Raw genomic sequence first — 11,814 nt, 5'->3', positions numbered from 1 at the left:
CTTCGCATGCCCTGGCACTTGCCACCGGCACATGTCTCACGTCCGACCCGCAGGTGTTGTCGTCCCGATCACCCCGGAGTGTGAACACATGCACGAGCCCGCCCCCTACCTCCACCGAGCGGCGACCGGCCGCCCCTACTTCAGCGCCGACGGGGAGACCTACCTCGCCCCGACCCCGCTGCGCGACCTGGAGAAGACCGAGCCGCTGCGCGTGCTGTCCGAGGAGGACTTCGCGTTCTGGCAGACCTACGGCTACGTCGTCGTCCGCGAGGCCATCACCCCCGGCGAGGCCAAGGCCCTGCTCGACTTCGCCTGGGACTTCCAGGGACTCGACCCCGACCGCCCCGACACCTGGTACGAGGAACCCGGCTTCCGCTCCGAACTCGACCGCCACCTGTACATCTACGGCTTCGTCGAGGCCTACCACCACCAACTGCTCTGGGACAGCCGGCAGAGCCGACGGGTATACGACGCCTTCGTGGACGTGTGGGACAGCCCCGAGCTGTGGGTCACCCTGGACCGGCTCAACCTCAACCCGCCCAACATCCGCACCCGGTCCCGCTCCCTGATCGACCCCACCGACGAGGGCTTCGACATCGAGCTGCACTGGGACGTCGACTCCACCCGCGCCGTGCTGCCGCAGCGCGTCCAGGGCATCATCGCGCTCACCGACACCCGGCCCGAACTCGGCGGCTTCCAGTGCGCGCCGGAACTCTTCCGCCGCTTCGAGGAGTGGCGCCTGGCGCAGCCCGCCGGCCGCGACCCGGTCCGCCCCGCGATCGACCGCGCCGAGTTCCCGGTGGTCCGCCCCGACCTCCAGGCCGGCGACCTGCTGATCTTCAACGGGATGCTCGCCCACGGTGTGGCGCCCAACCTCTCCGACAACGCTGTCCGAGCCGTCCAGTACCTGTCGATGATGCCCGCCCTGGAGGAGCACACCGCCCTGCGCGACTCCCGCGTGCACTCCTGGCGCACCCTCGACACCCCCGACTGGAACGCCACCCTGCTCGGCGACGCCCGCCGGCCGGAAGCCCTCCGCTACGGCCCCGCCGAACTGAACGGCCTGGGCCGCAAGCTGCTGGGGCTCGACTCCTGGGCCGCCGCGGAAGGAGACCGGTGAACCGCGTCTGCCTCGCCCTGCCCACCAACCGCGCCTGCTCCGCCACCCTCACCGCCCTGCACGCCGAAGCCGCCTACGCCGTGCGGAACTTCGGCGCCGACGTCCAGCTGCTGATCCTGGACTCCGCCGACGACCGCACCCGGGCCGCCCACGCGGACACCGTCGCGGCCCTGCCCGCCGAGCCGGGCGTGACCGTCCACCACCTCGACGAGGAACGCCAACGCGCCTGGCTGCGCCGGACGATCGCACGCTCCGGCCTGCCCGAACCGGACCGCCTGCTCGACCTCATGCTGCCCTCCGCCGTCTCCTACGGCGCCTGCACCAACCGGGCCTTCCTGCTGGCCGCCTCCCTGGGCTGCCACTCCGTGCACCGCAGGGACTCCGACAGCACCTACCAGGTCCACGCCGGGCGGCCGGTGTTCCCCGTCCACCACGAGCTGCCCTGGCTCGGCCGCCCCGCCGGCGAGGCATCGGCGACGGTCACCCGCACCGACCTCGACCCGGCCCTGGCCCACCGCCCGGTCTCCCTGGCCGGCGCCTCCTTCATCGGCGAACTCTCCGTCGACATCGCCGGGATACGACGCCTGGACGAAGCCGTCTACCACGACGTCGTCGGCCTCTGGGCACCCGGCGACTGGCCCGAGGACCGCCGCCGCGCGCTGGTCGAGGAGTCCTTCACGGGCGCGGGCACCGCCCCCTTCACCGGCGACCACTCGACCCTCACCGTGGTCGACCCCATGCGCGTCGACATGTGCAACATCGCCTTCGACCGGGCGGTGTACGAGCGGGTCCCGCTGCCGCCCGCCACCGACACCATCGGCAGCGACTACTTCCTCCTCCACCTCGTCCACGACGCGGGTCTGCCCGGCATCCTGCACAACCGCCACATCGAGAACTTCCACACCCCCGAACGCCGCACCGACACCGGCTTCCCCGCCTACCAGCGGCGCTTCGTGAAGTTCCTGCTCTCGATGCTCCACTTCCACCACGTCTACGACCGCATGGCCGCGGAGGGCTCCGCCGGCCTGCTCGACCCCCTCCACCGAGTCCGCCCCGACCGCGTCGTGCGCCTTCTCCACGAGAGCACGACCCTGGACCGCACCGAGAACATCTGGCGCCTGGACCGAGTGGACACGGCGTACCGCAAACTGGGCGGCCAATACGCCAAGTTCGCCGAGCAACTGGCGGCGGAACGCGACGAGTTGCTGGACCAGACGGCACGGGACATGCAGGACTTCGCCTTCCTGGCCGAGGCATGGCCGTCACTGATAGAGGCGGCCCGCGCATGAGCGCTCCGAAGGGGCGCGGGGAACGGCGCGACAAGCCACAGCGAACCCGCACGCGCGAGACGACATTCCCGGGCACCCCCCTGGGCGCCCCCACAACCGACCACATCCTCTACGACCTCACCGGCATAGAGCACCAATACGACACCCTGCTCCGCGAGTTGCCCGGCACGGACGTCCGCTTCGCCCTCAAGGCCTGCCCGGTGGACGACGTCCTCCGCTGCCTCGCACGACGCGGCGCCGGGTTCGACACCGCGAGCCCCGCCGAAATCCGACAAGCCCTGCAAGCCGGGGCACGACCCCACCGCATCCACTACGGCAACACCGTCAAGTCCGACCACGACATCGCCGAAGCCCACCGCCTGGGTGTCCGCACGTTCGCCACCGACAGCCTCGACGACGTCACCGCGATCGCCGAACACGCCCCCGGCGCGCGGGTGTTCTGCCGGCTGGCCACCAGCGGCCAGGGCGCCCTGTGGGGCCTGAACCGCAAATTCGGCTGCGCCCCGGACGACGCCGTCCGGATCATGACCGCCGCCCGCGCGGCCGGCCTCGTCCCGGCCGGACTGTCCGTGCACGTCGGCTCCCAGCAGATGACCGGCGAGGCCTGGCAGCAGGCCCTGGACACACTCGCCGGGACACTGGGCGCGCTGGCCGGGCGGGGGATCGTACCGGACCACGTCAACCTCGGCGGCGGCCTGCCCGCGCTCGGCTACCTGGACCGGCGGGGCACCCCGCTCGACCCGCCGCTGGACAAGATCCTCACCGTGCTCCGCGAGGGCATGGAGCGCCTGGACGGCCTGGCCGCAGCCCCGCTCCGGTTCGTCCTGGAGCCCGGCCGGCACCTGGTCGCCGACCACGGGGCCATCCGGGCGCACGTGGTGCGGCTGACCGAGCGGACCCGGCCGGACGGCGAACCCGACCGCTGGCTGTACCTGAGCGTGGGCAAGTTCAACGGGCTGTACGAGATGGACCAGGTGATCCACCCGCTGGCCTTCCCGGGGCGGGAGACCGAGGAGCACGTGCCCGCGGTCGTCGCGGGCCCCACCTGCGACGGCGACGACGCCTACGGCGGCGGCCGGCACCCGGTGCCCGTCCCGCGGGCCCTCGCCTCCGGCGACCCGGTGTGGATCCTGTCCGCCGGCGCCTACGCCCCCAGTTACACGACCCAGGGCTTCAACGGCATCCGCCCGCTGCCGTGCGTGTGCGTCCGCGGCCCGGAAGGACTCCCACTGACATGAACGACCGTCTACGGGGCATCACCGAGGCCGACTGGCCCCGGCTGGCCGCCCTGGAGAGCGAGGCGTACGCGGACCTCTCCCTCGCCGAGGGGGAGGAGTCGCTGCGCTCCAGGGCCCGCGCCTCGGCCGGCACCTGCTTCGTCCTGGAACGCGACGGCCGGCCCGTCGGCTATGTCCTCGCCCTGCCCTACCCCCGGTTCCGCTGCCCCGCGCTGGGCCGCCCGGAACCGGCCGTCCACGACACCGCCAACCTGCACCTGCACGACATCGTCGTCAGCGCCCCGCTGCGCCGCCGGGGGCTCGGCACCCGGCTGGTGCGCCACCTGACCGAGACGGCCCGGGCGGGCGGCTTCGCCACCCTCTCGCTGGTCGCCGTCGGCGACAAGGAGACGTTCTGGCGCGCCCACGGCTACCGCACCCACCCGTCGGCCCCGGTCCCGCCGGAGTACGGCCGGGGCGCGGTCTACATGTCGGCGCCGGTGACCGCCTCGGCCCTGCCGCACCGGGAGGCGGTGTGATGCCCGGCCGGTCCTTCGCGCGCGCCAAGTGGTCGATCGCCGCGCTGTTCTGCTTCCTCGGCTTCCAGTACGGCACCTGGATCGCCCGCCTGCCCGCGCTGAAGACCCGGCTGGACCTCGGCGCCGGCGAGGTGGGTGTGCTGCTGATGGCCTGCGGGGCGGGCGCGGCGGTCTCCTTCCCGCTGGTCGCCGTGCTGATGCGGCGGCTCGGCTCCCGGCGGCTGTCCCTGGTGTCCGCCGCCGCCCTGATCGCCGTATTGGCCGCCCTGTCCGCCGTACCGGACTACCCGCTGGCGCTGCTCGCCGCGGCCGCCGACGGGGTCGCGGTCGGCTGTCTCAACGTGGCCATGAACGCGCAAGGGGCCGCGCTGGAGAAGGCGTACGGGCGCACCGCCATGTCCCAGCTGCACGCCGTCTTCAGCGCCGGGCTGCTCGCCGCCGCCCTGTTGGCCTCCGGTGTCACCGCCGTGACCGGGTCCGTCCCGGCCCATTTCGCTCTCGCCGGCGCGCTGCTGCTGCTCCTGCTCGGCGGTGCCCGGCCGGGCCTGCTCGCGCCCGAGGAGCCGGGCCCGGCCGCCGAGGCCGGGCCCGAGCGCAGGGCCCGGCGCGGGCTGCCGTCCGGTACGACCCTGCTGATGGGCTGCGCCATGGTGTTCGGCACGATCACCGAGGGCGCGATGAACGACTGGTCGACGCTCTACCTGAAGGACGTCGTGCGGGCGTCGGCGAGCGTCGCGCCGCTCGGCATCGCGGTCGTCTCCGTGATGATGCTGCTGGCCCGGGTGTGCGCGGACCGCTGGCGTACCCGCTGGGGCGACGGAGCGGTGGTGCGCACCGGCAGCGCGGTGGCCGCCGTCGGCCTGGCCCTCGCCCTGCTGGCCGGGGGAGTGGTCCCCACGCTGCTCGGTTTCGCCTGCGTCGGCCTCGGTGCCGCCGCCGTCACCCCGTGCGTGTACGTGGCGGCGGCCGGACACGGCCCGGACGCCCTGGCCCTGGTCGCCGCGATGGGCACCACCGGGCTGCTGGGCGGCCCGGCCCTGATCGGCTTCGTGGCGAGCGCGGCGAACCTCACCCTGGGCATGGCCACGGTGGCGGTCTGTGCCCTCATCGTCACGGCGACCGCCTTCCGGATCCCGTGGCGGGCCCGGTCCGGCGCGCTCGCCGAGACCTGAGCGGAACGGGGGTCCCTAGGGTCTGCGGCGCCGGCCCGGTGCCCGGGGCGCCGGGTCGTCGTCCCAGGCCGGGGTCTCCGTCCCGGCCGAGTCCAGCAGCTGCTCGCCGTACAGGTCCTGGAGCCAGTTGGTCTGGTACACGGTGTCCAGATAGCGCTCGCCGAGGTCCGGGGCGATGGCGACCGCGGTCAGCTCCCGGGCGTCCTGCCGGGCCAGCCACTCCGTCGCCGCGCTGACCACCGTCCCGGTGGAGCCGCCGAACAGGAAGCCCCGCCGGGCCAGCCGGTGGCAGGTGCGGATGGTGTCCGCCTCCTCCACCCGGATCACCTCGTCCACGAAGGACTCGTCCAGCAGCGGCGGACGCATGCTCATGCCCAGGCCGGGGATCATCCGGCGGCCGGGCGGGCCGCCGAACGCCACCGACCCCATGCTGTCCACGGCGACGATCCGCACCGGCCGGTGCCACTCGCGGAAGTACCGCGCGCAGCCCATCAGGGTCCCGGCGGTGCCCGTCCCGACGAACAGCACGTCCAGGGCCGGGAAGTGGCCGGCGATCTCCGGGGCGGTGGTGCGGTAGTGCGCCCGCCAGTTGCCCGCGTTGGTGTACTGGCTCAGCCACACGTACCGGTCGTCCGACGCGCACAGCGAACGGACGTACTCCAGCCGGGTGCCCAGGAAGCCGCCGTTCTCGTCCAGGTCGGTCACCACGTGCACATGACTGCCGAGGGCCTCCATCAGCAGCTTGGTCGACAGGTTGCACCGGGAGTCCGTCACGCACAGGAACCGGTAACCCTTGCTCGCGGCGATCATGCTGAGCGCGACGCCCAGATTGCCGGACGAGGACTCGACGAGGACGGAGTCGGGCTTCAGGCTCCCGTCCCGCTCGGCGCTCTCCACCATCTCGTTCGCGGCCTTCAGTTTGATGGAGCCGGCGAAATTGAAGCCCTCGCACTTGAGGTAGAGGCGGTATCCGACTATCGACTCCAGATCGACGAAGAGACTCCCTTCGTTGAACGCGTGGGGAGCGGTGATCACGGGCACGGCGGGCCTCCTGTTGCCAGGGCGGGGGGAAACGGCCTCAGCCGTAGCGGCGCAGGTCGTGGAAGAAGTCGTCGACGAGGCGGAGCCGGCCCGCCCGCGCGACCTGGTCGTAGACGTACTTGCCGACGGCCAGGTCGAGGACGCCGAGGCCGAAGGGGGAGAAGATCACCGGCTGGTCGTGCGGCGGCGCGGCCCGCCCCAGCAGCACGTCGTTGAGGGTGCCGTTGAGGAAGTCGCGGTTGCCGGTGCGCTGTTCCACCAGGTGGGGGGAGGTGTCCGCCTTCAGGCAGTGCTCCACGTCGTCCACGAAGTTGGCCGAGGCGAGCAGCACCTCGGGGGCGAGGTCGCGCAGCGAGATGTGCAGCACCAGCGGGTTGTGGCCGAACCAGGCGGGGGCGGTGACATGCGGCCGGCCGGCGACGGTGGCGAAGACCACCAGGTCGCTGGAGCGGATCAGGCCCTCCGCGCTGTCGTGGACGGTGACCGGCTCGGTGGCCCCGGACTGCCGCAGATAGCCGCAGAAGCCCTCGGTGCTGGCGGCGGACACGTCGTGCACGCCGATGGCCTCGAAGGTCCAGCCGGTGCGGGCCAGGAAGGTGTGGATGTACCGGGCGATCAGACCGGTGCCGCAGAATCCCACCCGGGTCGGCCGGGGCCGCTCGCGGCTGAGCCAGTCGGCGGCCAGCGCGGCGGACGCGGCGGTCCGGGTCGCGCTGATGATGGAGCTCTCCAGGCAGGCGAACGGATAGCCGGTGTCGTGGTCGTTGAGGATGAGCACCGCCGACGCCCGCGGCAGACCGGCGTCCACGTTCTCCGGAAAGCTGGAGATCCACTTCAGTCCGTCCACGTGGACGGACCCGCCGATGGACGCCGGCAGCGCGATGATCCGGGAGCTGGGACGGTCGGGGAAGCGCAGGAAGTACGACGGCGGGTTCACCGACTCCCCGGCGCCGTGCAGCCGGTAGGTGGCCTCGACCAGCTCCACCACCTGTCTCTCGGACCCTTCCAGGGCCTTCTTCACCTGCTCGCCGGGGATCACGGCGAAGGTCGGCACGGACGGCGGGCCGGACTCGGCCGCGCGGGCGGTGTGGGGCAGTACGTCGGTCATCGTCCGCTCGCCTCCGGGGTGAAGGAGCCGTCGGCCACCTGCCGCGGCTCGGCCATGCCGACCAGGACCCGCCGGTCACCGGTGAACGGCTCCCTGCTGTGCGCGGTACGGATGTTGTCCACCAGCAGCAGGTCACCGGCCTGCCAGGGCTCGCGCCGGGTGTGCTCCTCGTACGTGGCGTTCAGGTGCTCGACGACGTCCGCGCCGATCGGGGTGCCGTCGCCGTAGCAGGTGTTGAACGGCAGGCCGTCCGGGCCGTACTCGTCCACCAGGTACTCGCGCACCTCCGGGGCGAGCGTCCACTCGTTGAGGAAGGCGATCTGGTTGAACCAGCAGCGGCGGCCCGTCACCGGGTGCCGGACGACGGCGGCCCGGCGCTGCCGGGTGCGCAGCGAACCGTCGGCGAGCCAGGCGTGGTCGATGGCGTGGGCCCGGCAGTAGTCCTCGATCGCGGCGCGGTCGGCGGTGCCGAAGGACTCCTCCAGCGAGGCTCCGATCTCGTCGTTGTAGCTGCGGGTCAGCAGCCAGCCCTCCTGCTCGAACCGTCGCGTCAGGCCGGCGGGCAGCGCCTTCAGGACCTCCTCGGCGTCGGCCACCGCGGTCGCCCCGCCCGTCTCGGGCGCGGTCAGGCACGCGAACAGCATCAGCCCGGGCACCCGCAGCCGGTAGCTCAGCTCGTGGTGCATGCACATCGGCTGGTTGGCCGGCCAGGGAGTGGAGAAGTACAGCCCCGGGCCGGCGCTCTCGCGCGGCGCGAACGCCTCCGTCTCCGTCATCGGCTCGCCCGCCAGCCGGGTGAGGACGGCGCCGACCTGCTCGGGGTCCGCCAGGCCGAGGCCGCGCACGAGCAGGGCCCCGTGCTCGGTGACCCGCGCGCGCAACGCCTCGCGGTGCTCGGCCGCCCAGCTCGCGGGGTCGTCCGGCGAAGCGACGCGCAGCAGCGCTGGTCTGTCCGGCCGCAGCTCCACATCGAGCGGTGCTGCCAGGGATGAGGACGGCATCTCGGTTTCCTTTCCGGTCGCCCGTCGGATGGGGGACGGGCCCTCAGGTGGAGGCCAGCGGCACGGCCGCGGTCAGGACGGCCCGCGCCGCCCCGTCCGGGCGCGTACGCGGGAAGTAGTGGCCCCCGTCGGGCAGTTCGTGCAGCTCGACGTGGTCGGCCAGCAGCCGCCAGTCCTGGTGGCGTTCGGCGTAGCCGGCCGTGTGCGGGTCGTCGGCGGCCACCACCACCGTCACCGGCGCGGACAGCCTGACCGGCGGCGGCGAGGCGAGCGCGGCCAGCAGGTAGCGGTGCGCCGAGAGGCAGTCGTGCCGGTAGGCGGCGCCGATGTGCTCGGCGTGCCGCTCGTTCAGTTCGGCGAGTTCGGTGTAGCCGCTGTCCGCGGCCAGCCGCGCCGCGATCTCCGCGTCACTGCTGCGGGTCAGCCCGTCGACGGCGGCGCCGCGCTCGGCGGCGGTGCCCAGTAGCTGTGCGCCGAGGAACACCCGGGTCACCCGGACGCCCCGCTCCGTGAGCCTGCGGGCCGTCTCCAGGGCCGGGGCGGCGCCCGAGGAGTGCCCCCACAGCATGACCCGGGTCAGGCCGCGTGCCGTGATCTCGGCGGTGACCCGCTCGGCCACGTCCGCGATCGACGCGAACGGCTCGGACCGGTCCGCCAGATCGTGCCCGGGCAGGTCGACGGCGAGCACCGCCAGGCCGCTGCCGGCCAGCGCCGCCGCCATCGGGCGGTAGTTGACCGCGTTGCCGCCCGCGTACGGGAAGCACACCAGCGCGCCCTCGGGGCCGCCGTCCGCCTCCGACAGCGGTTGCAGCAGCTCCGGGCGGGACCGGGCGGCACCGTCGAGGACGGCGGCCAGGTCGGCGAGGACCGGATGGCGGGTGACGTCCTTCAGCGAGACCGCCCGGTCCAGCGCGACGCTGAGCTTGACGGCCGTCAGGGAGGTGCCCCCGGAGTCGAAGAAGTGGTCCGTGCGGCCGATCCGCTCCCGAGGCACGCCCAGCAGTTCGGCCCAGAGCGCCGCCAGCCGCCGCTCGGTGGGGCTCAGTGCCTCCCCGGACCCGGCGGCGGGGTCCGGCGGGGCGGCCCGCCCGGTCCGCTCGGCCAGCGCGGTCAGCGCCTTGCGGTCGGTCTTGCCGTTGGCGGTCAGCGGAAGGCTTCGGCGCCAGTGGAACGCCGAGGGGACCATGTAGGAGGGCAGCGCCGCCGCGAGCGCCTCGCGCAGTGTCTCCGGCGGGACCCGCCGGCCGGTGTGGAAGGCGATCAGCTGCTTGTTCCCGCCGCCCCGCTCGGCGACGACCACCGCGCCGTCGCGCACCCCGTCCACCCGCAGCAGGGTGTTCTCGATCTCGCCGATCTCGATGCGGAAGCCGCGGATCTTGACCTGGTTGTCCCGCCGGCCGAGGAACTCCAGCTTGCCGCCGGGATGCCAGCGGCCCAGGTCACCGCCCAGGTACAGCCGCTCACCGGGCCGGTAGGGATCGGTGCGGTACGCCTCCCGGGTCCGCTCGGGGTCGTTCACATACCCCCGGCCCACGCAGACGCCGGAGAACGCGATCAGCCCCGGGGCGCCCAGCGGCACCAGCGACAGGTCCTCGTCCACGACGTACACGCGGACGTTGTCGACCGCGCGGCCCAGCAGCACCCGGTCCGGCACGCCGTCCAGCACCTCGTGGTTGGTGTCGTCGGAGGTCTCGGTCAGCCCGTAGGCGTTGAGCAGCCGGATCCTCGGCTGGAGCGCGAACCAGCGCTGCGTCAGCTCCCGCTTCAGCGCCTCCCCGGTCACCGACACGCACCGCAGGTCCGGCAGCGCGCGCGGACGCTGCTCCAGGTACGAGACCACGACCTCCAGATAGGAGGGCACGAGCTGGGCCACGGCGACCCGGCCGCGCACCAGCGTGTCCACGAACCGCTCCACGTCCACGACCACGTCCTGGCCCACCAGCAGCGTCCGGCCGCCGGTCAGCAGCGCGGACAGCAGCTGCCACAACGAGATGTCGAAGCACTGCGGCGCCGTCTGCGCCACCACCGCGCCCTCGCCGATTCCCAGGTCGCCGATCTTGGCGTACAGGTGGTTGAGCAGGCCCGCGTGCTCGCACATCGCCCCCTTCGGCTCCCCCGTGGAGCCGGAGGTGAAGTAGATGTACGCCAGCCGGCCCGGTTCGATCGGCAGCCCGGGGTCGGTGTCGGGGTGCGGCTCCGCGTACGCCGTCTCCACCGGCAGCTTCTCGGCCCCCGGCACGGCGGCCAGCGCCTCGTCGAGGTTTTCGGTGCTGCCGGACTCGGTGAGCACCAGCCGGCACTCCGCCCGGGTCAGCATGGCCGCGATCCGGCCGGCCGGGAAGTGCGGCTCCACGGGCAGATACACGCCGCCCGCCTTGAACACCGCCAGCGTCGCCGCGAGCCAGTCGAGATCGCGTTCGGTGACGACGGCGACCACGTCCTCCGGGCCCAGCCCGCGCTCCAGCAGCGCGTGCGCCAGCCGGTTGGCACGCGCGTTCAGCTCGCCGTACGTCCACGCGCGCTCGCCGTGCACGGCGGCCACCCGGTCCGGATGCTCCCGCGCCCGCCGCTCGAACAGCTCGTGCGCGCGGGCGTCCGGCAGCTCCCGGCAGGGCCCGGCCAGCCCCTCGAGCTGCTCGCGCACCTCCTCGGCGGACAGCAGGCTCTGCTGGCCGTGGTCGGAGTCCGGGCCGGCCGCCAGCAGCGCGAGGGCCCTCAGGTGGTAGCCGCCGATCCGGGCGGCGGCACCGGCGTCCAGCGCGTCGGTGCGGTACCGCAGCCGCAGCACCAGCCGTCCGCCCCGGTCGTACCAGCGGATGCGCAGCACGCCTTCGTCCGCGTGCGTCTCGTCGGGGCGGGCCCCGTCGGCGCCGGCCGGGCCGAACACCACCTCGTACGGCGGCTCGGTCAGGCCCAGCTCCCGGCGCAGCCCCGCCACCGGGAACTCGCGGTGCGCCAGCAGCTCCGCCTCGGCGCGCTCGGCGGCCGTCACCAGCGCCCGCCAGGACCCCGGCGGGACGGTCAGCCGGCACGGCAGCGGCTCGCCGCGCACCCCGGCGGTGTACCCCGTCACCACATCCCGCTCGCCGGACAGCGCGGCCAGCACCTTGGCGTGCGCCGCCAGCAGCACCGCGCTCAGCGGGAGCCCGGAGCGGCGCACCAGGGCCCGCACCGCGGCCGTCACCTCCTCGGGGAGGGCCGTCTCCTGCTCCCGTGCCCCCGGCACCGGCTCCGTGACCCAGCGCGGTACGGCGGTCGCGCCGCCCGCGGTCAGCACACGGCTCCAGTAGTCCCGGTCGGCTTCCACGCGCGTTTCCATCGATGGCC

The 11,814-nt window shown here is 73.6% G+C and carries 9 protein-coding genes; 5 read left to right on the top strand and 4 right to left on the bottom strand.

Annotated elements, in window-relative coordinates; translation table 11 throughout:
* Positions 1-88: 88 nt before the first annotated feature.
* The 5 genes from ABD350_RS04510 to ABD350_RS04490 are packed head-to-tail and all read left to right on the top strand — an operon-like array spanning position 89 to position 5,337.
* The gene (locus ABD350_RS04510) at positions 89-1,120 is read left to right on the top strand and encodes a phytanoyl-CoA dioxygenase family protein (RefSeq protein WP_344346372.1); all 1,032 of its coding nucleotides are present in this window, start codon (positions 89-91) and stop codon (positions 1,118-1,120) included.
* Positions 1,117-2,409 (top strand): DUF6271 family protein, encoded by a 1,293-nt coding sequence (locus ABD350_RS04505; protein WP_344346371.1) that lies wholly within the window; start codon positions 1,117-1,119, stop codon positions 2,407-2,409. The genes ABD350_RS04510 and ABD350_RS04505 overlap by 4 nt, the downstream gene beginning before the upstream one ends.
* On the top strand, positions 2,406-3,647 hold the full coding sequence (locus tag ABD350_RS04500; protein ID WP_344346370.1) for a type III PLP-dependent enzyme: 1,242 nt from the start codon (positions 2,406-2,408) through the stop codon (positions 3,645-3,647). Before ABD350_RS04505 ends, ABD350_RS04500 begins: the two co-directional genes overlap by 4 nt.
* Complete coding sequence (locus ABD350_RS04495) at positions 3,644-4,165, top strand: GNAT family N-acetyltransferase (protein ID WP_344346369.1); 522 nt, start codon at positions 3,644-3,646, stop codon at positions 4,163-4,165. The genes ABD350_RS04500 and ABD350_RS04495 overlap by 4 nt, the downstream gene beginning before the upstream one ends.
* Positions 4,165-5,337, top strand: coding sequence for an MFS transporter (locus ABD350_RS04490; RefSeq protein ID WP_344346368.1), 1,173 nt, complete (start codon positions 4,165-4,167; stop codon positions 5,335-5,337). Before ABD350_RS04495 ends, ABD350_RS04490 begins: the two co-directional genes overlap by 1 nt.
* Positions 5,338-5,352: 15 nt before the next feature.
* On the opposite strand, the gene sbnA is transcribed toward ABD350_RS04490, so the two are convergent.
* From sbnA to ABD350_RS04470, 4 genes are read right to left on the bottom strand one after another with little or no spacing between them, the layout of a single operon-like run.
* Positions 5,353-6,378 carry a 2,3-diaminopropionate biosynthesis protein SbnA gene (gene sbnA / locus ABD350_RS04485; protein WP_344346367.1) on the bottom strand — a complete coding sequence of 342 codons (1,026 nt, stop codon included), beginning with the start codon at positions 6,376-6,378 and terminating at the stop codon, positions 5,353-5,355.
* 37 nt (positions 6,379-6,415) lie between these two features.
* Entirely contained in the window at positions 6,416-7,486 is a 1,071-nt protein-coding gene (sbnB, locus tag ABD350_RS04480; protein WP_344346365.1) for a 2,3-diaminopropionate biosynthesis protein SbnB, read from the bottom strand.
* Entirely contained in the window at positions 7,483-8,487 is a 1,005-nt protein-coding gene (locus ABD350_RS04475) for a TauD/TfdA family dioxygenase (RefSeq protein ID WP_344346364.1), read from the bottom strand. Before ABD350_RS04475 ends, sbnB begins: the two co-directional genes overlap by 4 nt.
* 43 nt (positions 8,488-8,530) lie before the next feature.
* A complete protein-coding gene (locus ABD350_RS04470) occupies positions 8,531-11,806 on the bottom strand; it encodes a non-ribosomal peptide synthetase (protein WP_344346363.1) in 3,276 nt (1,091 codons plus the stop codon).
* Positions 11,807-11,814: the final 8 nt, after the last annotated feature.

This window comes from Streptomyces nogalater, from assembly GCF_039532885.1.
Lineage (GTDB): Bacteria > Actinomycetota > Actinomycetes > Streptomycetales > Streptomycetaceae > Streptomyces > Streptomyces nogalater.
The sequence above is the reverse complement of the archived record's forward strand: the minus strand, read 5'-3'. Positions and strand labels throughout refer to the sequence as shown.

Coding starts and splice junctions, on each gene's coding strand:
- ABD350_RS04495 (WP_344346369.1), top strand. CDS start 3,644: ATGAACGACCGTCTACGGGGCATCACCGAGGCCGACTGGCCCCGGCTG.
- ABD350_RS04475 (WP_344346364.1), bottom strand. CDS start 8,487: ATGCCGTCCTCATCCCTGGCAGCACCGCTCGATGTGGAGCTGCGGCCG.
- ABD350_RS04500 (WP_344346370.1), top strand. CDS start 2,406: ATGAGCGCTCCGAAGGGGCGCGGGGAACGGCGCGACAAGCCACAGCGA.
- ABD350_RS04470 (WP_344346363.1), bottom strand. CDS start 11,806: ATGGAAACGCGCGTGGAAGCCGACCGGGACTACTGGAGCCGTGTGCTG.
- sbnB (WP_344346365.1), bottom strand. CDS start 7,486: ATGACCGACGTACTGCCCCACACCGCCCGCGCGGCCGAGTCCGGCCCG.
- ABD350_RS04490 (WP_344346368.1), top strand. CDS start 4,165: ATGCCCGGCCGGTCCTTCGCGCGCGCCAAGTGGTCGATCGCCGCGCTG.
- ABD350_RS04510 (WP_344346372.1), top strand. CDS start 89: ATGCACGAGCCCGCCCCCTACCTCCACCGAGCGGCGACCGGCCGCCCC.